Genomic DNA, 23,080 nt, shown 5'->3' with positions numbered 1-23,080 from the left:
ATAAGGTAAATATAGTTTTGTCAAGGAATGCGATGAAGACAGCCTATATGTACGTAAATATTATACTCATTAGCCCACCTCCTTTTTTGTATCCTGTATACACTATACAATATTAATGACTAGGGTAGGAAATGTCAATTAATTTTCTGATTATTTCAAAATTTATAGGGTAGCTTCTTAGATAAAGACTTTCACCATTGCAAGGCATGTCTTGCAATGGTGAAACTTTTTTATCATTGGTCACTTCCAAAGAAATTTCGGAATGATTGAATAGTGGTATTACGATTTAAGGCAGCAATCGATGTAGTCAAAGGTATTCCCTTTGGACATGACTGCACACAGTTTTGAGAATTTCCACAATTCGCGAGACCGCCATCCCCCATAATCGCTTCAAGACGTTCAGATTTATTCATTTCACCCGTTGGATGTGCGTTAAAGAGGCGGACCTGGGATAAGGGTGCAGGGCCGATAAAGTTCGATTTACTATTTACATTTGGACATGCTTCTAAACAAACCCCACAGGTCATACATTTAGATAATTCATAAGCCCATTGGCGTTTTTTCTCAGGCATACGTGGACCAGGTCCTAAATCATACGTACCATCTATAGGAATCCAGGCTTTTACTTTTTTCAGAGAATCAAACATACGCTTACGATCAACCTGCAGGTCACGAACAACAGGGAACGTCCGCATTGGCTCTAATCGAATTGGCTGATCTAACTGATCGACAAGGGCTGTACATGATTGACGCGGTTTACCGTTAATCACCATTGAACATGCCCCGCAAACTTCCTCAAGACAGTTCATATCCCAATTGATTGGGGTTGTTTTTTTCCCTTCTGAATTAACAGGGTTACGTCTGATTTCCATCAGTGCAGAGATAACATTCATGTTCGGGCGATAAGGAATTTCAAATTTTTCCTGATAAGGTTCAGATTCGGGCGATTCTTGTCGGGAAATAATAAATTGAACTACTTTATTCTCGCTCATTATTTATCCCCCTTTTTACTTTTTGAATAGTCGCGTTTACGTGGTTTAATTAGCGATACATCCACATCATCGTAATGGAATGCAGGAGCGGTCCGATCACCTGTATGTTTAGCCATGGTTGTTTTTAAGAATTCTTCATCATTACGCTCAGGAAATTTCGGTTTATAATGAGCACCACGACTCTCGTTTCGATTGTAAGCTCCAAGTGTTACAACACGAGATAGCTGAAGCATGTTTTTCAATTGACGTGTGAAGGCAGCCCCTTGGTTACTCCATTTCGCCGTATCATTAATATTAATGTTATCAAAACGTTCAATCAGTTCTTGAATTTTCTCATCTGTTTTAAGAAGTTTATCATTATGTCTTACAACAGTAACGTTATCCGTCATCCATTCCCCCAACTCTTTGTGAAGAACATATGCATTTTCATTACCATCCAATTCCATCATTTGATTCCATTTCTCTTCTTCCTGTTTCACAAATCCATCGAAAAGTGCAGCAGAAAGATCCTCGGCACTCTTATCAAGGCCATTCATATATTTAACTGCATTTGGACCAGCAACCATTCCACCGTAGATTGCTGATAGTAAGGAGTTCGCACCTAAACGGTTCGCACCATGCATTGAGTAATCACACTCCCCTGCAGCAAATAAACCAGGAATATTTGTCATTTGATCATAGTCCACCCATAATCCACCCATTGAATAGTGAACCGCAGGGAAGATTTTCATTGGAACTTTACGTGGATCGTCCCCCATGAATTTTTCATAGATTTCTATAATTCCACCCAACTTAATATCAAGCTCTTTAGGATCTTTATGAGATAAATCCAGATAAACCATGTTTTCTCCATTGATACCTAGCTTTTGTTCAACACAGACGTCAAATATTTCACGTGTTGCGATATCGCGTGGAACCAGGTTTCCATATGCAGGATATTTCTCTTCAAGGAAATACCACGGCTTTCCATCTTTATATGTCCAAACTCGTCCACCTTCTCCACGAGCAGATTCACTCATAAGGCGAAGCTTGTCATCACCCGGTATTGCAGTAGGATGAATTTGAATAAATTCACCATTGGCATAGTAAACACCTTGCTGATAAACAATTGAAGCAGCAGAACCGGTGTTAATGACTGAGTTAGTGGATTTTCCAAAGATAATACCAGGTCCGCCTGTTGCCATAATAACAGCATCAGAACGGAATGATTCAATTTTCATAGATGCTAGATTTTGTCCTGTTATTCCGCGACAAACACCATCATCATCAATAATTGCACCTAAAAATTCCCATCCTTCATATTTAGTTACATGACCAGCAACCTCATATCGTCTCACTTGCTCATCTAATGCGTACAGTAACTGTTGGCCAGTTGTTGCTCCAGCAAATGCTGTACGATGATGCTGTGTACCTCCGAATCGGCGGAAATCAAGCAATCCTTCCGGTGTACGGTTAAACATAACACCCATTCGGTCTAATAGATGAATAATGGCAGGAGCTGCCTCTGTCATCGCTTTAACCGGTGGTTGATTTGCCAGGAAATCCCCGCCGTATACCGTATCATCAAAATGTTCCCAAGGAGAATCTCCTTCACCTTTTGTATTTACAGCACCATTTATTCCTCCCTGTGCACAAACAGAGTGAGAACGTTTAACAGGTACTAATGAGAATAAATCTACTTGAACGCCGGCTTCAGCGGCTTTGATCGTAGCCATTAAACCAGCTAATCCGCCTCCGACAACAATCATTTTACTTTTACTCATGAAGCCACTCCTTTTCATAGCTATTGCTGATTAAACGAATGCAAAAATTGCTCGAACTCCCACGATGGAAAGCGCTACAAATATTGCAAGCGTTACGTACGTGGAAATAACTTGTGAGCGAGGAGTAACTGTGATCCCCCAGCTAACTGCAAATGACCATAATCCGTTCGCAAAATGGAAGATTGTTGAAATAACTCCAATTAAATAGAATACTAGCATAACAGGACTGCTTAATATGGAAGCCATCATATCATAATTTACTTCGGCTCCAAATGCGGCTGCTATTCTCGTTTCCCAAACGTGCCAAGCAACAAAAATAAACGTAATAATACCTGTTACACGCTGCAGCATGAATAGCAAGTTTCGAAGATAACCATAATTGCTTACATTGTTTTTCGCAGTAAAAGCAATATAGACTCCGTAAATAGCATGGTATAAAAGTGGAAGGAAAATAATGAAAATTTCCAAAAGATACCTAAATGGCAGCATCTCCATAAAATGTGCTGCCTCATTAAATGCTTCCGGCCCTCTTGTAGCAAAGTGATTGACAACAAGGTGCTGAACTAAAAAGAGGCCAACAGGTATTACACCTAGTAGTGAATGCAGTCGACGATTAATAAATTCCTTATTTACTCTCATAAATTATTCCCCCTTTTGAAAAAAGACTTGTTTTGTTATAGAAAAATTCATCATTTGACTATTTTTGAAATTTTCTTTACTTTATCATATAGTTGACGTATTATAATGTCTAATTTATTATTTGCATAGTTTTCATGCGTTTCAGTAATGAATTGTCCAATATATTACTAAGAGGTGATCCATAAATGGAATGGCAACAAATCGAGTATTTTCAAGTTGTTGCACGTTTACAACACATTACACGTGCTGCGGAAGCCTTATTAATCTCGCAGCCTGCTCTAAGTCGTTCTATTGCTCGATTAGAGGAAGAATTAGGTGTTCCCTTATTTGAACGTCAAGGACGTTCAATTAGACTAAATAGTTATGGTAAGTTATTTTTAAAGCGAGTAGACCGAATAATGAAAGAATTTCAAGATGGCAAGCAAGAAATCCAAGATTTACTTGATCCGGATTATGGGAATGTTTCATTTGGATTTATGCCTACCCTTGGAACTTATCTTATTCCTAACTTAATCAGTTCCTTTCGCTCAAATTATCCAAATGTTAATTTTCAATTCAAACAAAATGGAAACGATTCGCTCCTTAAACAATTAGAGTCTAGTGAAATTGATTTCTGCCTAGTTTCTTCTATTGAATCAAAAGATCAATTTCAATGGGTTCAGTTATGGCGAGAAGAATTATTTTTAATCGTTCCATCAAAACACCATTTAGCAAAACATGAAAGTATTACTTTACAAGAAATAGCTGACGAACCATTCGTGCTCTTAGAAAAAGGAAATGGGCTTCGCGGGATTACTGACCAACTGTTTGAGGAGGCAGGATTAAGGCCCAAAGTAACTTTTGAGGGCGAAGAAGTACACACTATTGCTGCATTTGTAGCAGCAGGACTTGGTGTTACGATAATACCCGAATTCAAAGGAATAGATTGGGATAATATAACTCGGATACGATTACGCTCTCCAAATACCCAGAGAGTAATAGGACTTGCTTGGATAGAAGAAAGATACCTATCACCAGCAGCAAAACGGTTTCAACAATTTATCTTAAATTATTTTAAATAATCATTCTATTAACGTTACCTTACTAGTAGGGATAAGATATTAGTTTTAAAAAATAAAAGCAAACGTTCTCATTAAAAACGTTTGCTGCTTCATCTTTTTATTCAGATATCGTAAGGCCTCGTTTCTGATCATTCAAAAGATGGTTCTCAATCACTTTAATAGATTGCTCAACATCTCTAGATTTAACGGTTTTATAGATCTCCATATGCTCATGATAAATTTCTTGATAATATTGTGGTTTTTTGTTTATATTTGCTCGATAGATTAATAACAATGATCGAACATGGTTTAAAAGATGGGCCAATTGTTGATTAGAGCAGCTCATGATTAACAATTCATGAAATTGAGTGTTTAACTCAAGGATTTTAAAGGTATCTCCTGCTTCTATTGCTTTCTTCGATTCCAAAAGGACTTCATAAACTTTTGCCAGCTCATCTTCTGTGATTTCTGTCACAATCATTCTGATCACTTCTTTTTCTAAGAGCAATCGACAATGAAAAAGTTCCAAAAAATCAGACTTGTTTAATTCAACTACTTTCATACTTGTATGGTCCTGAACGATCAACCCTTCAGTTTGCAGTTGTCTTAAGGCTTCCCTTAGCGGTGTTCTACTTATCTTATATTTTTCAGCAAGCTGTGACATGACTATTTTTTCACCAGGCAAAATTTGACCTGTTAATATTAATTTTTTAAATTCTCGGTATACCTGTTGGTACAAAGGTTGAACAATGTTTATTTCCAATGTCAATTCCTCATTTCCCAATGTACATATTGGTCTCTGTTTGGTTTATAAAATATATGATATAGAGATTTATAACAATATGCAACTTTGAATGAGTATGACAAGTGAATAATGCTCCAATTCATAAAGCAATCTATATTCTATTGATTCTTCTGTTCTGCCCGGTTGATAGACTCCATCAAATAATCAACTATATGAAGTGGTTTGATCGTTTCTTCCTTTTTATTCTTGTAAATTCCCGATTTCATTTGCAGGAAACAACCTGGGTTTGCTGTAATCAAAACATCTGGCTTCATTTGATTTACTTGCTCCATTTTTTTATCCAAAATATCGTTTGCAAGTTCGGGCTGCAGCAAATTATAAATACCCGCAGATCCACAGCAAAGCTTTGAATCAGGAAGGTTTACAAATGTAGAATCCGAGAGTGTTTTTAACAATTTTGTTGGTGCATCCTTCACCTTCATCACATATTGTAAATGACAGGATGGTTGATACGTTACTCTTTCGCCTTCTCCAACTCCTTGGGGAAGAGACCCTTTTTCTAAAATAACTTCACTAATATCACGAACTTTACTTGAGAATTTTTTTGCACGGGGCAGCCATTCTGGATCATCGCGAAACAGCTCTTCATATTCACGTAAAGCTGCCCCACAGCCGCCAGCATTTGACACGATGGTTTCTGCATTCGATTGTTCAAACACCTCAATATTTTGCTTTGCTAATTCAATCGCTTTCTGCCTTTTTCCATTATGCATATGAAGAGCGCCGCAACATGTTTGCTCAGGTGGGGTATGAACATGAAAGCCTGATTTTGAAAGTAATTTTATAGAGTTTTCATTTGTTTCTCTAAACATCACATCCATTATGCATCCCCGAAACATGGCTGCGCTTTTAGGAGATTCTACATTTCCATTTGAATTCGCGGTCAATATTGGCAATGTTTTTCGCTTTCCTGGAGAAAGGATTTCAGGCATAATTCTTTCCATATCAGCCAGCTGAGGAGGAAAAAGTTTCATTATACCAAGTTTTCTAACTAGCCGCTGCAACCCGCTCTTTTGATAAATCCATAACAAATGCCCCAATAGGTGCAGCCGGGTTTGATGTGGAAGAATTTTTTCAAAAAAGAATGCTTTTGCTCTTTTTATAAATAAGGACTCTTTAGGGATATCCTTTACTTCAGCTTTAATATTTTCGCGAGTTTCATCAATTTTTGATTTGGCTAACATGACGATATCTGGTACTGGAACATCAATTGGACAGGCATCGACACAAGCAGAGCACAGCAGGCAACGATCCAATTGATCTTTTATTTCTTTGTTTACTGGAATATCCCCCTGAATCAAACTCCGTGCCATTAGGACACGCCCCCTTGGGCCATCCGCTTCTCTTCCTGTAATATCAAGTGTTGGACAAACTTCACGGCATGCACCGCACCTTACACATGTATGCATAGCCTCTTCTGTTGTCAAAGCTTTCATACTATTCTCCCTTTCAATTAATTTGGAAGTGCCATCTTTCCAGGATTTAAAATGTTGTTGGGATCCATTGTTTTTTTAATTGCCCGCATTAACTCCAGCGCTGGACCGTGTTCTTTCTCCATGTACTCTGCTCTCACAAGCCCAACTCCATGTTCGGCTGTCGTCGTTCCCTCCATCTCAATGGCCAAATTATGAATATCATCGATCATCTTCTGGACATTCACCACTTCCACTTTATTGTTAAGCTTTATGACAGGACCTGTATGAAGATTGCCATCGCCAACGTGACCGTAAATTCCACAAATAATTCCATAAGATTCCGCTATATTTTGGATGCTTCTAAGAACTTCCGGCAGTCTGGATATTGGGACACAGATATCTTCCCCTCCATATACTCTAAATCCACCTGGATTTAAGAGACCAACTGCTGCTCCGACAATTTGTCTTGCTTCCCAAAGCGTCTGACATTCCAAGGGTTCATCACTGAACTTAACGAATACTGAATATTCATTGACCACTTCTGTCAACCTGTGAACCTGAGCAGTAACCTCATCCTTACTTCCGTCTACTTCAAAGATGAGTAAAGCTTCATTATCGTCTGGTAAATTCAAATCTGGTTTCATCATATTCGCCGCTTTCATACAATTTACATCCATGATTTCAATCGCAGACGGTTGAATACCTGATCGAAAAGTGGCATTCACAGCTCCGCCTGCGTCCTCTAATTTCTTAAATGAAGCTAACACGATCCCTCTCGTTACAGGCAGCGGAAGAATTTTCAACCGCAATTTCGTCACAATTCCAAGCGTCCCTTCAGAGCCGATCATTAAGTGGGCAAGATCGTAACCCGAAACAGATTTTAATGCTTTTGATTTCTCTCCTCCTGTCATAATAACCTCTCCCGTTGGCAATACGACCTCAAGCCCAAGTACATACGTACGGGTGACCCCATATTTTACTGCTCTCAGACCGCTCGAATTATTCGAGACCATTCCTCCAACCGTACACATTTTTGCACTCCCAGGGTCAGGTGGAAAGCGCAAATTATATTCTTTCAAAGCTTGATTCAGGTCTGCTTGAACAACGCCAGGCTCAACGATGACCTGCATATTTTGATGATCGATTTCTACTATTCGATTCATTTTGGAAAGATCGATTACGATCCCACCTTTAATGGGAACCGCTCCTCCGGTTTGCCCCGTTCCTGCTCCTCGTGGATAAAGAGGGATTTTATATTCATTTGCCAATTTCACACACGCGCTGACTTCCTCTGTCGATTGAGGAATAACAACAACTTCTGGTTCTTTCGGATCCAGCTGTGTCGCAAAAGAAGCATCATAAGAATATGTCATTCTATCCGTTCTGCTTGTCAATACTCGATTTCCACCAAAAATTTTTTTGAGGTGTAAAATCAGTTTTTCGTTCATTTAGGGCCTCCTTCTTTATTATGGGTTAATTTTCGCCATAGAGTAGATCGTCCAATCCCCAGTATTTTAGCTGCTTCAGTTTTATTACCGTTTACTTGTTTTAACACTCGGTTAATGTATGCCTTTTCATTTTCGAGCAAGCCTTGATTATTTGTATCGGCGATCATTTCCTTTACATCCCACTCATTCTTCTGGGTCAGCTTTTCAAATGGTGAACCGCCTGCTTCTAAAACAGTGGAATAGGATATCGTCTTTTCTGGTGATAGAATCATTGATCTTTCAACAATATTTCGTAACTCTCGAATGTTACCCGGCCAATCGTATGTTTGGAATAGTTTAATGGCCTCTGGTTCAAAACCAATTAATTCTTTTCCCACGTTAGAACTTAATTCTTTAAGGAAATGCTGACACAATATAGGGATGTCTTCTTTTCTTTCTTGTAAGGAAGGGATCGTAATATTCAGTATATTAATTCTATAGTATAGATCGGATCTGAATTTTTCTTTTGCAATTTGGGCTTCTAAATCCCGATTAGTGGCTGCTATAACCCGGATATTAATTGGGATAACACGGTCATCACCTAGTCTTCTAACTTCCGCTTCCTGAAGCACTCTTAAGATCCTTGCTTGCAGCAGCTCTTCCATCTCTCCAATTTCATCAAGAAAAATCGTGCCTCTATGGGCCATTTCAAAAAGGCCCATTTTGCCTCCTTTTTTAGCACCGCTAAATGCTCCTTCTACATATCCGAACAACTCACTTTCCAATAGAGCTGCTGGTATAGCTGCACAGTTGACAGCAACAAACGGACCTTTTGATCTAGAGCTTTCACTGTGGATGATATGAGCAAATACTTCCTTCCCCACCCCAGTTGCCCCCGTAAGTAATATCGTAGAATCCACCTTTGCATACTTTTTAGCTTTGCTAATAGCTTGTAGAAATTTTTCACTTTCTCCAACAATTTGGTCCATTTTATATTTTGTGATATGACCATGATCGGCAAGTTTTTTCCGTATTTCTTGCTCTTTTTGCTGCAGCTTGTTTATTTCCTGAAAAGTACTAACAACACCCAGCACCTGATTTTCATGATGAATAGGAATGTGATTGGCTATCATTTTCATGCCATTGATTTCTTGTATACGATTAATTTCTTCCTTTTCAGTTTCCAGTATGGTAGAAATACGAGAATTAGATAATAGATCATCAATGTTTCTGCCAATCATATTCCCGTAAGGAATATTGAGCATTTTTTCAATTGCGGGGTTGCAAACGGTCACAATTCCTTTATTATCAACAGAAATTACACCATCTGTAATAAAGTCAAGGATTGCCTGCATTTGTTTCGTTCGTTTTATTTCCTTTCGCCTAACCCTCACTATATTTTCTGCTTCTCTAATTGCCTGTAAAATGGAATCTACTCCTGATTTCAACATCACGGATTTGACACCCATCCGTTTTGCAGATTGAACATAAGTGAACTTTCCTATTAAAACATCGATTCCTTTTTCAATTAGAATATTAACCGCTTGTTCTATTTCATTTAACGAATGAACCGGAATTTTCTCTATTTTAATATCAAGAATAGCCTCTAAGCTTTCAACACTGCTTATCATTTTTGGCGTATCTACAATACCAATTCGTTCTCCTAATTTTTTTGCATTCACATAAGCCCTTAGCAGATCAAATCCATTAATCGGGATAGAAACGACTGGAATTCTCACCGCTGATTCCATGATTTTCAACGCAGCCATCCCGCGGGAAATAATCACTTCTGCGCCACTGCTTTCCACTTCTTTTGCCACTTCTACAACTTTATCCATCTTGACATTATATATAGGAATTTGAGTTCCAGATTTGAGGCAAGCCTCTTTTGACCTATCTGCTAAATCCTTAAACGGCACTATCATCACAATCGAAGACATGTTCTCCCTCCAAAATGAATCAATCGTTTTCTAATTCTATTATATTATTAAACCATAACTTAGAATTTTATTTTTTGGGGGTATCAATTGATTGTGATAGTAGATAGGATGCTCATTGTCCATTTCATTTGGATAAATTTTTATCACTTTTTTCTATTAGACTAAACGGATATTACACCGTTATCGGGTTAAAACACTGTTATCTTGATAATTGGACCGTTACCGGATTTTTGCTCCGTTATCGGATTTTTTGCACCGTTACCGGGATAATTACACAGGCCACAATCCTAACCGAATCTAGTTTCTTGTTGCATTCATCTTTCCAACGAAAGAATTAACAGTGTGGATTTTCAAGCCAGAACTTTTGCGCAGCAGCCACTCCGGCACCAAGCTCAACATTAACACCAGTTCGCCTCAATCCTAACTCCAGGGCACCGAACATTTTTAGAATATCCGCGGCATCGGTATAGCCCATATGACCAAGGCGAAGCAATTTTCCTTTTAATTGACCTAAGCCGCCGCCAAGGGCTACATGCAAATCCTTGCGCATCATTTTTCTAAATTGATCAGCATCCGTGAAATCAACTACAACCGAAGTCAAAGTAGGGCTTGCAGCAGAATCTTCTACCAATAACTTCAATCCTAATTCTCGGACGCCAGCTCTAGTCATATCGCGCAAACAAGCATGTCGTCTGTATTCAGCTTCAATTCCACCAGCTTTTCTAATCATGCGGCATGCTTCCAGCAATCCATTGACAAGGGCAATATTCGGTGTGTATGGGGTATGACCGCTTGGCAGAAAGTTTCTGTATTTTTTTAAATCAAAATAAAAGGACGGGCATTGATGTCTCTCAATAGCTGACCATGCTTTTTCACTTAATGTCATTAAGGCAATTCCTGGAGGAAGCATTAATGCTTTTTGACCACCTGCAGCCACTATATCTATTCCCCATTCATCCATATATAATGGGGTGCCTACAATCGAGCTCACAGCATCGACCACAAATACAGCATCCGTTTCCTTTACAACATTAGCAATCTCTTTAATTGGATTAACAGCTCCTGTTGATGTTTCACAATGAGTGGCATAAACAGCCTTCACTTCAGTGTGTTTCTTCAATACGTTTCTTACATCTTCTGGGTCTACAGTTTCTCCCCAACTCGCTTCAATTTTTATCACTTTAACCCCAATATGTTCGGCAATTTCTGTTAAATACTCACCAAAATAGCCAATCGAGCAGATTATAATCGTGTCTGAAGGACCAACTAAATTAACCATTGATGTTTCTAAGGCTGAAGCTCCACTTGCAGTTAACACATAAACCGGGTTATCCGTTTGGAAAATGATCTTTGATGCATCTGTTGTTTCCTTTAATATTTCCTGAAACTCTTCATTTCGATAATCCATCATTGGGTGGTCAAAGGTTCGGAGCATGGCCATCTGTATTTCCTTTGGAACCTGCACAGGTCCAGGTAAACGTAAATCCATTTTTTCTGAAAACATTTTTCACCCTCCTAAATAAATTTTAGTACTAACTTACTTACCCTTTTATAAAGCAAGTTCCATGCCAAATGTAAAAAATGCTGGTATTACGATTAAATCTAGAAATAAATCCGTTTTAACGTTTCATAATAAAACAAATAAGCGTTTCATATCGAAACAATATGAAACGCTTTTTGCCACTTCCGATATGCAATTTTTTTACCTATCACTCCAGTTCAACTGTTTACTCAGACACCTTTTTTAGAGCATTTCTTCTTTTTCAAAGGATTTATAGCTATACATATACTAAAAGATATAGAAAATTATGTACTATCTCATTTATAATTAAAAGAAAAGCAATAGTAGACACTTTTTAAATGGAGATTTGAGGGTAATCATACTATCAGTTTCTACAGATCCTTGTTAAAACTATAAAATAAGAGCGCTTCCATTTATTATTTCCGCTATCTTCCAGCAGTCCCTAAGGTTACGGATCAATAGCCTGGTCATTATTAACTGTGCCATATAGAGATCAAGCAGAAATTTCCGTCAAAAAATGCAGGAATTATGCAGGGGTTAACATACAGCAAAATGATTGGAGGTCATTGGAAAATTTGTTTGAGAGCTTTAAGGTTTAATCAACGGCTATTATAGTACCTATAATCTTTGAAGTTTTTATTGTTAGTTTATATTATAGAGTGGAGAGATACCGATGAAAATTGTCATAGCACCTGATTCATTTAAGGAAAGTTTAACAGCTTTGGAAGTTGCTAGTTCCATAGAAAAAGGATTTAAACAAGTATTTCCTGATGCGACTTATATAAAAGTACCGATGGCAGATGGCGGTGAAGGTACAGTTCAATCTTTAGTTGACGCAACAGAAGGACAAATTATAGAGAAAATAGTAATAGGGCCGTTAGGTAACCCGGTCCCAGCCTTTTTCGGAATGCTAGGAGACGGTAAAACAGCTGTTATCGAGATGGCAGCTGCCTCTGGACTTCATCTTGTCCCGCCGGAAAAACGAAATCCGCTTTTAACTACTAGCTGGGGCACAGGAGAACTGATTTTAGCTGCTTTGGACTACGGGGCTACCCATATCATTATCGGACTGGGCGGCAGCGCAACAAACGATGGCGGGGCTGGAATGATACAAGCACTTGGCGGGAAACTTCTTGATGATAACGGTGATCAGATCGGATATGGCGGAGGTCAGTTAAACAAATTAGCTGCAGTTGACCTTTCTTCACTTAATGATCGAATTGCGAACGTCACGATTGAAGTGGCATGTGATGTTGACAACCCTTTAACAGGCCATAAAGGAGCGTCTGCTATTTTTGGTCCACAAAAAGGCGCAACCCCTGACCTTGTTGAAATTTTGGATCTCAATCTTCAACATTATGCAAGGGTAATGGAAGAAACGATACATAAAGAAGTCCGAGATACTCCTGGCGCGGGTGCTGCAGGCGGTTTAGGTTTTGGGCTGCTTTCCGTCTTATCTGCTGAATTAAAGAGCGGCGTTGAGATCGTTTTGAAGGCCGTTCAATTTGAAAAGCATCTTAAAGATGCCACTTTAGTTATAACGGGTGAAGGAAGAATTGACAGCCAATCCATACATGGAAAAACTCCGGTTGGTGTTGCTAAAGCTGCAAAAAAATATCACCTTCCTGTAATAGGAATTGCTGGTTCTATTTCGACTGATAGTGATATCGTCAATGAACATGGAATAGATGCCTTATTTAGTGTCGTACCTGGCGCCGTTTCCTTAACAGATGCATTTAGGAATGCAGAGGAGTATGTTTCTCTCACTGCTAAGAACGTCGCGGCAACTTTAAACCTTATTAAATTTTAGTCTTATGAACTGACATAGCTGAAAAATCATGCATTGTTTCGATTGTTGAAATGGTTATTTTGTTTCCAACTTGGCTTTGATGCCCATTCTGAAAGCTATATTTTTACCCCTAAGAGTGTATGGGTTTAGATTACGATAAAGGACGTTAATACTCATTGACATAAAACAAAGAGTTGACCCAATAGAAAGTGCCTGGCACCTCTTACACAAATTCTTCCCTTCTAAATGAAGAATATAAGACAAGTGATATTTTTTGGACGCTGGGCGTTGTGGGTCATCTCTTTTTAAATTGATTAAAAAATGATTCTTTTAATACGGCGTCAAGCATTGAATGGAAACTTCCATCATCGATCGTAATCTTCCTTCAGCTGTTTTTTAACATAATCAGATAAAATTGCCCGATGGATGCTTTTACTTGCAACTAGTATACTGTTTTTATCCAATAAATTTATTTTTTCTCCATCGAGGGTAGTTGTCAGCCCGCCTACCTCCTCAATTATGACCAAGCCTGCTGCAAAATCCCAAGGCGCTAATCTTAAAGTAATGTATCCATCCAGCCTTCCAGCTGCTACATAAGCAAATTCGATTGCAGCTGATCCATAGGATCTGGTTCCTCTCACATCTCTTACTAATGGAGCTAGAATATTTGGATCGATTCTTTTATTTTCAGTGACCCATGTAGCATTTAAAGAAAGGATTGACTCGCTTATCGGGACATCTTTTAGATCAGGAAGTTTTATACCGTTCATATAAGCTCCTTCACCTTTTACCGCATGATAAAGTTCATTATGGACGACATCATAAATTAAACCGATTTTTCCGATACCATTTTCATATATCCCGATTGAAATGGCGAAATTTCGCTGCTGATGGACAAAATTCATTGTTCCGTCAATCGGATCTATAATCCAAATAATTCCGTCTGTTGAAGCCAATTCATGGCCTTGTCCCTCTTCACCTAAAATGAAATGATCTGGATATGTATTCCTGATTTTTTCTAGAAAAAATTGTTCTGTCTCTTTGTCCATATTTGTTACGAGGTCATTCGGGTTTGATTTCGTTTGAATCGATAACGTTGTATTAAAAGAACTCCGAATTCTCTCACCGGCTTCTTTTACCCACTCTTTTGCAGATTTGTCAATCTCCGCCCAATTATTCATATGTATACCTCACTTTTATGTAACTTTCGCTGCTTTAAGGATACTTGAAAGAATGAAAGAAATGCAAGTCAAACCACTGCTCTTTAGCAGCCCAGGGCCTACAGACAAAAACGAACCACCTAAGGTTCGTTTAGACTCGGAAGCTTTATGCTTGCAGTCTCAACCATTCTTTTCGAAGTCGTTCCAGCTTTTTTTTGCATTCATTTACTTTTTCATTATTTTTTTCTTCCATCGCCTCAAAGAGCGTTGCTAGTTCATAATCAAGTTCTAACCTTAAAACTCCCAATCGATTTTCTGATTCTTTTTTTTGTACTTGCTTGACAATCTGTTTCAATTCCCTCCGCGCCCCTTTCATAAATGATTAAATGTGGATAAGACCGTACAGTATGTTTTATTGACTTCTCAGATAACTATTTGTTTTTAATATCGTATGAAGATTTGCTTTCATCTGTAACTCTCTGTTACAAATTGTGTGTTTACCTATTATTTAACTTTACCTCTTTTACTCGCTTACAAAACACATTTTACTTTTTTTGGGATGATTTCGTAAGTAAAAAAGAAGAAAACTAAGCCTTACATAAAATTTTTTATTGTTCATGTCGAATATGCTAAAATAATCGTAAAAAAGGCAGAATCGGAGGAAATTATGGGATTTAAAGGATTTAAACAAAAGGATTTTAATGTATTTAAAATAAATGGTTTAGATGAAAGAATGGAAGCATTAATTGAAAGGGTGCGCCCTAAACTTGAAGAGCTTGGCGAACATTTTGCCCCAACTCTTTCCGCGGCTACAGGCGAGGAAATGTTTCCCCATGTCGCCAAGCATGCACGCCGCTCTGTAAACCCTCCTGATGATTCGTGGGTCGCTTTCGCAAACAATAAAAGGGGCTATAAAAAGCATCCGCATTTTCAAATCGGCTTATGGGAAACGCACGTTTTTGTTTGGTTTGCAATCATTTACGAATCACCCATAAAGGAAGAATACGGCAAAGAGCTGAAAAAAGAGTGGGGAAATATAAAAGGACAAATCCCGTCAGACTTTGTTTGGTCAATTGACCACACCGTACCTGATGCAGTGAAACAAAGCGACCTTTCTAAGGAAGATTTCGATAAGATGTTTGAAAGACTGCAAACCGTTAAAAAAGCTGAATTGCTGTGCGGAATTAATATACCACGCGACGATGTAAAAAAGATGACCGGAAAGCAATTTATTCAAAAGGTAGAAGACACTTTTCAAACCCTTCTGCCGCTGTATAAATTGGCTCAAAAGGCTGCAGTTAGCTCTTAAAAGGAATTTTTGTTTGGTCACTCTGCGAGATTTATGATATCTCCCTGAGGGCTGCTGTCATAAATGGATAAACCAAAAAGAGGCAAACCTTTAGAATAAAGATTTGCCTCTTCGCTTTGTAAACAATTGTCCAGACTCAGGTGGTCATCGCGTGCTCATGTGCATTCCTTCAAATAGTTAAAGAACAAATTTTTTTCAGGTCGCCTAATACTTGCCGACGAAAGACTTTTTCTTACATTTTAATTAAATCACCGTCTTGTGCTGCCTTTGCCTTTTGAACCGTTCTATATGGCGAATAGCTGCTTAGCTCTTCAAATTCATGGCATAATTGTTTTTCTTCAGACTTGCTGGGAACGATCTCCTTAAAGCGGCGATAAGCTGTCATAAGATGTTTTCTCACGATCCCTTTTTCATAAGCTTTTTCAATATGTTCATAAAAACGAATGACATCAATAATTTCTTCAGTGCTCCATTCATGGGAAATAGGGTATTGGTACTCCATGCTGTCACCTCTTCTATGCTTTTCCATTTCTAAACCTACCATATTTGTTCGTTTTGTCAAAGTTATTTCCATTTTTGCCGGATAGTGTTTGCCTCTCCAATCATCCGCTCAAAAAGCTCTGATACTTTAGGAACATCTTTTATAAGCCCCATCACTTGTCCAGCCCATGCAAATCCTTCGTTTTCAAGTCCTTCATAAATATATTTTTTGTTAGCATTTCCGCTTATATATTCTTTTATAGCTTCATACCCTCCCTGCTTTGATTCAAGGGAAAGAATTTGATCCGTCCAGGAATTCATAATAGCTCTTCCAGGAGAGCCCAAGCTCCTCTTAATAATGATTGTGTCATTTTCTGTTCCTTTTATTAAAGCCCTTTTGTACAGTTCATGGGCATGCACACATTCTTTTGTCGCAATAAATCTCGTTCCCATTTCAATTCCTTCTGCGCCGAGGCTCAGGGCCGCCATTAATCCTCTTCCATCCCCAATGCCTCCGGAAGCGATAACGGGAATCGAAACAGTATCGACTACTTGAGGAATTAAAACGAATGTTCCTGTATCATTTTTTCCAAGATGGCCTCCCCCTTCCTGTCCTACAACCATTACCGCATCAGCACCAAGCTCGGCAGCTTTTTCTGCTTGCCTTCGAGCAGCAACTAATACTAGCTTTTTTACATTTACTCCTTCTAATTGTTTAAATAGTGGAGCTGGATTTCCACCTGTCATGGAAATGACGGGTACCTCCTCCTCTATGGCAACTTCAAGCATATGCTCAAAAGGACGGCCATGCTGACCAATTGCATAGTTTACTCCAAATGGCTGATCTGTTTTTTCTTTCACTTTGCGAATCTCACTTCTTAATTCTTCTGGAGTTTGTAACGACATTGCCGTTATTTGACCAAGGCCGCCTGCATTTGACACAGCACTCGCAAGCTCAGAGTATGCTAAATAGGCCAGCCCTCCTTGAACAATTGGATATTTTATTCCCAATAAATCGGTAACACGTGTTTTCCATTCCATTTTTATTCCCTCCCCATACACTCTGCGAAACTTCCAAAAGAAATTCCTTTTATTAGTGTATTTATAACATGCTAGCTGTCCGTTCGTCCTGTTTAGCGTCTTATTATTCGATTTTTTCTGGGATTATTTCTTAACTAAAAGAAAAACTCTTTACTTTACGGGAAGAATATAATACAATTCATTTGTTTTATGTAAAAATTACTTAAACAATATACATGATACAAAATAATTGCGTTAAAAGAAGGTGGGAAAGTAAATTGCAGCAGAGTCACACTCCATTATTTACAGGGCTATTAAACCATGCAAAAAAGGATCCGATCCAATTTCACATACCAGGCCATAAAAAAGGGAATGGCATTGATCCTGAATTTCGAAATTTTATCGGAGATAATGCACTTTCTATAGATTTAATAAATATAGGACCTCTTGATGATCTTCATTCTCCAAAGGGGATCATTAAACAGGCACAGGATTTAGCCGCTCAAGCTTTTGGTGCGGACTATACATTTTTTTCAGTTCAAGGGACGAGCGGTGCGATCATGACGATGGTAATGGCCGTTTGCGGACCTGGAGACAAAATAATTGTTCCGAGAAATGTTCACAAATCTGTTATGTCAGCTATTGTTTTTTCTGGGGCAACACCCATTTTTATCCATCCGGAAATTGATAAGAATTTGGGTATATCGCACGGAATTACAACTGAATCTGTAGAAAAAGCACTAAAGCAGCATCCAGATGCAAAAGGTGTTTTAGTGATCAATCCAACCTATTTTGGAATCTCAGCAAATTTAAAAAGAATTGTAGAAATTGCTCATTCCTATCGTGTACCGGTATTGGTTGATGAGGCGCACGGCGTCCACATTCATTTTCATGATGAGCTGCCTTTATCAGCGATGCAGGCTGGTGCAGACATGGCGGCCACAAGTGTTCATAAGCTTGGCGGGTCTATGACACAAAGCTCAATTCTCAATGTAAAAGAAGGATTAATTTCACCGCACCGGGTCCAATCCATTTTAAGCATGATGACAACTACGTCTACTTCCTATTTATTGCTCTCATCTTTGGACGTAGCCCGCAGACGCCTTGCTACTGAAGGCAAGGAACTGATTGAAAAAGCCATTCAGCTGGCAAATAGCATTCGAGGAAGAATTAATCAAATCGAGCATCTATCTTGTATTGGAAATGAGATACTTGGAACAAAAGCAACTTTTGATTATGATCCCACAAAATTAATCATATCGGTTAAAGAATTAGGATTAACAGGATATGATGTAGAAAAATGGCTTCGCGAAAAACATAATATTGAAGTTGAACTATCAGACATTTACAATATTCTTTGTATTATTACACCTGGCGATACTAAACACGAAGCAGATATTCTAGTTCATGCATTGCAAGATTTGTCGGACGAAATGCACCGAGAATCCGATCAAGCACCAAAAGCTGAGGTGCTGCTGCCTGATATACCAGTTTTGGCTTTAACTCCAAGGGATGCCTTTTATGCAAATACAGAAGTTGTACCATTTGATCAATCAGCAGGCAGAATTATTGCAGAGTTCATTATGGTCTATCCTCCAGGAATTCCAATTTTTATTCCAGGCGAAATCATAACAGAGGAAAATTTATCTTATATCAAGAAAAATTTAGAAGTAGGCCTTCCCGTTCAAGGACCAGAGGATCCCACTCTTCAAAATTTCAGAGTGATTAAAGAACATAAAGCCATTCAATAGGTGTATAAGGATGATTCTTTTTATAGAATCATCCTGTTTTGTTGGATGGAATTAGAACTAAAATTCCAAGCTTTGTTGATCCGTGATTGTTTGATATAAAGTTGAACAGTTATAACAAATCATCTCATGATACATCGCTTAGTTTCTTTATTGCTGAAGTTCTTTTAAATTTGTACGTATTCATGAAGATCCCGGCACATATAAAAATGGCTCCGATCATCATACTAAATGTGATCTCCTCCCCAAGTTGCAGATAACCAAAGATAATGCCTAATATAGGAACAAACATTAATGCCATAGAGGCTTTCGCTGCATCTATTTGATTTAAAACCCAAAACCAAACGACAAATGTAAATGCAGTAGAAAACAAACCATTAAACAATAATGATAAAATGGCTTCATTAGACCACTGAATGGAGTTGTTCGGTTCTAATAGTAAAGAGAAAATGAATAAAAAGAATGTTCCCATAATAAGCTGCCAAGCATTCATATGAATGATATCTATATTTTTAAACTTTAGTTTGCTGAAAACATTTGCTAATCCCCAACAAACGGCTGAAATTACTATCAATAACTCTCCAAAAATTACTTTTGTATCGAAATTAATAATTTCTAACCCTAAAATAAATAATAGACCGCTCAGACCAAATAGCAATCCAATCATTTTATACATATTCATTTTCTCATTTAATTTAAAATGACTAATAATGGTGACAAATATAGGCATTGTGTACACTAAAACTGACGTTTTTCCCGAATCCACAAATTGCATACCATAAGTCAATATTCCCATATAGCCTAAAGCCATTAAAAAGCTCATGATAAAATAGTTTTTTAAATTCTCTTTCCCTACAGAAAGCCTTTTCCTTTGTATGATTAGAATGATAAACAAAGGAATCGACCCTATTAATAAACGTAAAGATGAAAATAAAAACGGAGGGATGTCACTAATTGCTATTTTCATCGTAACCCATGTATATCCCCAAACGAGTGTAACAGAAATGATCCCTAAGATAACTTTGAACATAAAAAAATCCCCTTTCTCTTAATGTAATCTAATAGTATGTTATATTTATATATAACTGAAATACATTTTTCGAATATAGGTGATAACTAAATGGTTATGAATATGAACAACCTAAGAATATTTATAAAAGTTGCAGAAAAATTGAATATTACAGAAGCTTCTAAAGAGTTATTTATATCACAACCAGCAGTAAGTAAGGCGGTTAAAAATTTAGAAAAGTCTCTAACTATTAAATTGTTCATTAGGAATAAACAAAATGGAGTAATGCTCACTGAAGCGGGAAAGGAAATTCTGGTTTTGGCAAGACAGATGAAAGGTATTGAAAACAAAATATATCAAGTCGCTGAACAAGAAAATAAACTTCTAAGCGGAAAGATTAAAGTGGGTTCTTTTCCTGCTGTCTCAACAAATATATTACCTAAGACCATCGCTTTATTCAGGTCAAACTATCCGCTAGTTAATATAGAATTAGTAGAAGGAACCTCAAATCAAATAAAAGAATGGGTTGGGGATCGAACGGTTGATATGGGTATCGTGGCATCACCCTTTGAGCCGTTTGAATTTGAAATAGTAAACAATGATTATATGGTTGCAATAATTCCTGAAAATCATCGATTAACTCAAGAAAAAAAGATTGATCTGGAAAAATATCAAAATGAAATTATTTTTTGTAAAGGTGGACACGAAATCGCTATATCAAAAATATTTCAACAAAATAAAATGGAGTTTAAGGAGAACTTAACCGTTCAAAATGCTGAAACTTTAATTAATATGGTCAAAAATAACTTAGGTATAGGTATTATTTCAAATTTTTCACTTTCTTCTGTTTCTCATAACCTAATCATTAAAGATATTAATCCAAGGATAAATCGTGATATCGGGATGATTACACACTCATTTGATGATGTAACACCTGCTACAAAAGAATTCATTTACGTCATGAAAAAATTTTGTGAATCTGAGTTTTTTACACCAGAAAGGTTTTCAGACAAAAATAAAATCGAGTAAGTGGCCAGCCCCCTTTTACTCGATTTTAGGATCATAAAACAGCTCTTTTCCTACTTGTTTCCCTTCCCAATATCCTCTTTGAACTCCGAAACCATGCCTTTTCAAAAAACTATTTGGACACTTTAAAGTGTGACAAAAATTCTTTACGAAATCCATATAACCTAAAGTTTAAAATTAAATCCATCAAAAAAAACATTAAAAATCAACTAATTCTGCTTTCTCACAAAAAAAAGCATGTAACGCCCCTTTCGTTACATGCTTCCTTTTATATAAAATAATACCCCTTTTTGACCTGTTAAGATCTTTTTTCTATTTTTTCGTTATGGCAGCCGCAATTCGTACACTTGCCATACAAAGTCGTTACCTTTTCATCATGAAAAGTACTTATAGTTGAATTGCAGTCCTGGCATACGATTGTTCCCATCTCCCATACCCCATTTCACATAGTATTGGCTTTCCTTTTTTTGAAAGCGTTTAAATACCTTGTAAATCTATAATAATATAACACAATTAAAACGTCAAGCCTAAATTGTATGTCACATTTAAAAATAAGAAGGTGAATTATTCCAAAAATGATTGATTATGAAAAAATCATTCTTTGAAATGAATCGTTTTTATCTTATTTTATATGCAAGAGACTGTAATACCTTCTTCAAAAGTGACCTTGCTAAAATCATGAAGCTTTAAGGTCATAATTTAGAAGAATGTTAGAATGTCAAATCATATTGGAATTTCTCGAGAAGAAACTTGGCTTCCATCACAACAACATAGATAGAATGCAGGAAAAACCTTAGAAATAAAGCGATGAATGGTAACCTCAAGAAATAGAGGATAGCCTAATTTGTAGAGCCAATAGAACTCTCTACATAGGTATCCCCTGCTTCAATCAGCCGCAGCATGCATAAGGGGGGTAGTTCAATCATATTGTGTATTTAACGGAATTGAGGGAATGGCTTCTTTTAAAAAATCAGCCAGGCTTTTTGCTTGAATTATGGATTCTAGATGAAATGCTTGGCGAAGGTGATCAAGGTCCTCTAAATCTTCTGAATCTAGTAAAGCAGAGCGGCCTGTTTGCATGCAAATAACGAGGGGTTTTCCGAAGAACATGTGTGAATAAACAATTCCAAAGTCATATCTGATATCCTCTGTCGAGAAGCCAACGAAACGAACGTTTGCCTTTTCAGTTTCATCATAAAACTTTTCGAAAATATTCAAGATAATCCCTCCTTCAGAATATTCTGACTTTTATTATACAATAATCCCTCCACATGTAGCAAGAGACCTATTTCCTAATCAATTATTGCGAGTCAAACAAAACAGATGTAAAATTTTAATTATTGCAACTTATCAAACAAAGGGGGCATGTGAGATTGGCCAGCTATGCATTTATTAAACTTGGAGAAGCCGATACGGGGTTTAGCCGAGAAGATTTACTTCATTATATTCAATATTATAAAGAAATCACCTCAAAAACTGGACAGCAATTAGATTGGGGATACGAAAATGCGGCTTTTCCATATGATGTAGATGATGTAGACGATCACTTAGTCTTGGCATCTAAAGAAAGGGGATATTACAAGATCTTCTTAAGTGTCCAGCAAAAGGATGAAAACGAGCAGAAGCACACATACATTCAAGTTTTCCTGCCTGAAAAAGCGACACATGGGGATAAAGGCAAAGCAAATGAATTTTGCAAATTTATTGCAAAAAAAGTGAAGGGTGAACTTCATCTTTTTAGCGGGAAAGTAATGTCTTTCAATAAGAAATAAGCGATGAACTGAAAGAAGAAATCGGCTGACTCGCCGATTTCTTAGATTCCAGCCTGTATTATCTGTCTTCTAGAACCCCCACGAAGCGATTTTCTTAGAATGTCAGAAAGGTTAAGTTAGTTAAAGTATTACCGTGGTGAAGAGTGTTCTCATTGTCCAGCGCAGGCGGACTGGACGTCCTAGTGCCGGCAGGCATAAGGCCGTGACGCCTTTGCCGGCCGAGC

The 23,080-nt window shown here is 37.6% G+C and carries 21 protein-coding genes; 6 read left to right on the top strand and 15 right to left on the bottom strand.

Annotated elements, in window-relative coordinates:
• Positions 1-233: 233 nt before the first annotated feature.
• From sdhB to IC621_RS11845, 3 genes are read right to left on the bottom strand one after another with little or no spacing between them, the layout of a single operon-like run.
• Positions 234-992, bottom strand: coding sequence for a succinate dehydrogenase iron-sulfur subunit (sdhB, locus tag IC621_RS11855; protein ID WP_191158522.1), 759 nt, complete (start codon positions 990-992; stop codon positions 234-236).
• A complete protein-coding gene (sdhA, locus tag IC621_RS11850) occupies positions 992-2,755 on the bottom strand; it encodes a succinate dehydrogenase flavoprotein subunit (protein WP_191158521.1) in 1,764 nt (587 codons plus the stop codon). The genes sdhB and sdhA overlap by 1 nt, the downstream gene beginning before the upstream one ends.
• A 30-nt stretch (positions 2,756-2,785) precedes the next feature.
• Positions 2,786-3,394, bottom strand: a complete 609-nt coding sequence (locus IC621_RS11845; RefSeq protein WP_191158520.1) for a succinate dehydrogenase cytochrome b558 subunit — start codon at positions 3,392-3,394, stop codon at positions 2,786-2,788.
• Positions 3,395-3,579: 185 nt separating this feature from the next.
• Between IC621_RS11845 and IC621_RS11840 the strand changes: the two genes are divergently transcribed.
• On the top strand, positions 3,580-4,455 hold the full coding sequence (locus IC621_RS11840) for a LysR family transcriptional regulator (protein WP_191158519.1): 876 nt from the start codon (positions 3,580-3,582) through the stop codon (positions 4,453-4,455).
• A 97-nt stretch (positions 4,456-4,552) separates the two neighbouring features.
• Here the strand turns inward: IC621_RS11840 and IC621_RS11835 are convergent, their stop codons facing one another.
• The 5 genes from IC621_RS11835 to IC621_RS11815 form a co-directional block, all read right to left on the bottom strand.
• Positions 4,553-5,197, bottom strand: a complete 645-nt coding sequence (locus IC621_RS11835; protein ID WP_191158518.1) for a GntR family transcriptional regulator — start codon at positions 5,195-5,197, stop codon at positions 4,553-4,555.
• A 140-nt stretch (positions 5,198-5,337) separates the two neighbouring features.
• Positions 5,338-6,675 (bottom strand): (Fe-S)-binding protein, encoded by a 1,338-nt coding sequence (locus tag IC621_RS11830; protein ID WP_191158517.1) that lies wholly within the window; start codon positions 6,673-6,675, stop codon positions 5,338-5,340.
• A 17-nt stretch (positions 6,676-6,692) separates the two neighbouring features.
• Positions 6,693-8,102 (bottom strand): FAD-binding oxidoreductase, encoded by a 1,410-nt coding sequence (locus IC621_RS11825; RefSeq protein ID WP_191158516.1) that lies wholly within the window; start codon positions 8,100-8,102, stop codon positions 6,693-6,695.
• Positions 8,099-10,021 (bottom strand): sigma 54-interacting transcriptional regulator, encoded by a 1,923-nt coding sequence (locus tag IC621_RS11820; RefSeq protein WP_191158515.1) that lies wholly within the window; start codon positions 10,019-10,021, stop codon positions 8,099-8,101. Before IC621_RS11820 ends, IC621_RS11825 begins: the two co-directional genes overlap by 4 nt.
• A gap of 334 nt (positions 10,022-10,355) precedes the next feature.
• On the bottom strand, positions 10,356-11,525 hold the full coding sequence (locus tag IC621_RS11815) for a pyridoxal-phosphate-dependent aminotransferase family protein (RefSeq protein ID WP_191158514.1): 1,170 nt from the start codon (positions 11,523-11,525) through the stop codon (positions 10,356-10,358).
• Positions 11,526-12,216: 691 nt separating this feature from the next.
• Between IC621_RS11815 and IC621_RS11810 the strand changes: the two genes are divergently transcribed.
• Positions 12,217-13,353: a glycerate kinase gene (locus IC621_RS11810; RefSeq protein WP_191158513.1), complete on the top strand. Its 1,137-nt coding sequence runs from the start codon at positions 12,217-12,219 to the stop codon at positions 13,351-13,353.
• 344 nt (positions 13,354-13,697) lie between these two features.
• Here the strand turns inward: IC621_RS11810 and IC621_RS11805 are convergent, their stop codons facing one another.
• Both IC621_RS11805 and IC621_RS11800 read right to left on the bottom strand, forming a co-directional pair.
• The gene (locus IC621_RS11805; RefSeq protein WP_191158512.1) at positions 13,698-14,513 is read right to left on the bottom strand and encodes an inositol monophosphatase family protein; all 816 of its coding nucleotides are present in this window, start codon (positions 14,511-14,513) and stop codon (positions 13,698-13,700) included.
• A gap of 145 nt (positions 14,514-14,658) precedes the next feature.
• Positions 14,659-14,847, bottom strand: coding sequence for a hypothetical protein (locus tag IC621_RS11800; RefSeq protein WP_224752485.1), 189 nt, complete (start codon positions 14,845-14,847; stop codon positions 14,659-14,661).
• A gap of 312 nt (positions 14,848-15,159) precedes the next feature.
• Between IC621_RS11800 and IC621_RS11795 the strand changes: the two genes are divergently transcribed.
• On the top strand, positions 15,160-15,801 hold the full coding sequence (locus IC621_RS11795) for a YktB family protein (protein ID WP_191158510.1): 642 nt from the start codon (positions 15,160-15,162) through the stop codon (positions 15,799-15,801).
• A 232-nt stretch (positions 15,802-16,033) separates the two neighbouring features.
• Here IC621_RS11795 and IC621_RS11790 read toward each other — a convergent pair whose 3' ends face one another.
• Both IC621_RS11790 and IC621_RS11785 read right to left on the bottom strand, forming a co-directional pair.
• The gene (locus IC621_RS11790) at positions 16,034-16,303 is read right to left on the bottom strand and encodes a UPF0223 family protein (RefSeq protein ID WP_191158607.1); all 270 of its coding nucleotides are present in this window, start codon (positions 16,301-16,303) and stop codon (positions 16,034-16,036) included.
• 62 nt (positions 16,304-16,365) lie between these two features.
• Positions 16,366-17,322 carry an NAD(P)H-dependent flavin oxidoreductase gene (locus IC621_RS11785; protein ID WP_191158509.1) on the bottom strand — a complete coding sequence of 319 codons (957 nt, stop codon included), beginning with the start codon at positions 17,320-17,322 and terminating at the stop codon, positions 16,366-16,368.
• 257 nt (positions 17,323-17,579) lie between these two features.
• On the opposite strand from IC621_RS11785, the gene IC621_RS11780 reads away from it, so the two are divergent.
• The gene (locus IC621_RS11780) at positions 17,580-19,052 is read left to right on the top strand and encodes an aminotransferase class I/II-fold pyridoxal phosphate-dependent enzyme (protein ID WP_191158508.1); all 1,473 of its coding nucleotides are present in this window, start codon (positions 17,580-17,582) and stop codon (positions 19,050-19,052) included.
• 124 nt (positions 19,053-19,176) lie between these two features.
• Here IC621_RS11780 and IC621_RS11775 read toward each other — a convergent pair whose 3' ends face one another.
• Positions 19,177-20,079: a DMT family transporter gene (locus IC621_RS11775; protein WP_191158507.1), complete on the bottom strand. Its 903-nt coding sequence runs from the start codon at positions 20,077-20,079 to the stop codon at positions 19,177-19,179.
• Positions 20,080-20,169: 90 nt separating this feature from the next.
• On the opposite strand from IC621_RS11775, the gene IC621_RS11770 reads away from it, so the two are divergent.
• Positions 20,170-21,087: a LysR family transcriptional regulator gene (locus IC621_RS11770; protein ID WP_191158506.1), complete on the top strand. Its 918-nt coding sequence runs from the start codon at positions 20,170-20,172 to the stop codon at positions 21,085-21,087.
• A 295-nt stretch (positions 21,088-21,382) separates the two neighbouring features.
• Here IC621_RS11770 and IC621_RS11765 read toward each other — a convergent pair whose 3' ends face one another.
• Positions 21,383-21,511, bottom strand: a complete 129-nt coding sequence (locus tag IC621_RS11765; RefSeq protein ID WP_191158505.1) for a GapA-binding peptide SR1P — start codon at positions 21,509-21,511, stop codon at positions 21,383-21,385.
• Between the two features lie 491 nt (positions 21,512-22,002).
• Positions 22,003-22,302 (bottom strand): DUF3055 domain-containing protein, encoded by a 300-nt coding sequence (locus IC621_RS11760; RefSeq protein WP_191158504.1) that lies wholly within the window; start codon positions 22,300-22,302, stop codon positions 22,003-22,005.
• Between the two features lie 149 nt (positions 22,303-22,451).
• Between IC621_RS11760 and IC621_RS11755 the strand changes: the two genes are divergently transcribed.
• Positions 22,452-22,856: a DUF1885 family protein gene (locus IC621_RS11755; RefSeq protein WP_396653009.1), complete on the top strand. Its 405-nt coding sequence runs from the start codon at positions 22,452-22,454 to the stop codon at positions 22,854-22,856.
• Positions 22,857-23,080 lie beyond the last annotated feature (224 nt).

Source organism: Metabacillus arenae (assembly GCF_014773385.1).
In the GTDB taxonomy this organism is placed as follows: Bacteria; Bacillota; Bacilli; order Bacillales; family Bacillaceae; genus Metabacillus_D; species Metabacillus_D arenae.
The sequence above is the reverse complement of the archived record's forward strand: the minus strand, read 5'-3'. Positions and strand labels throughout refer to the sequence as shown.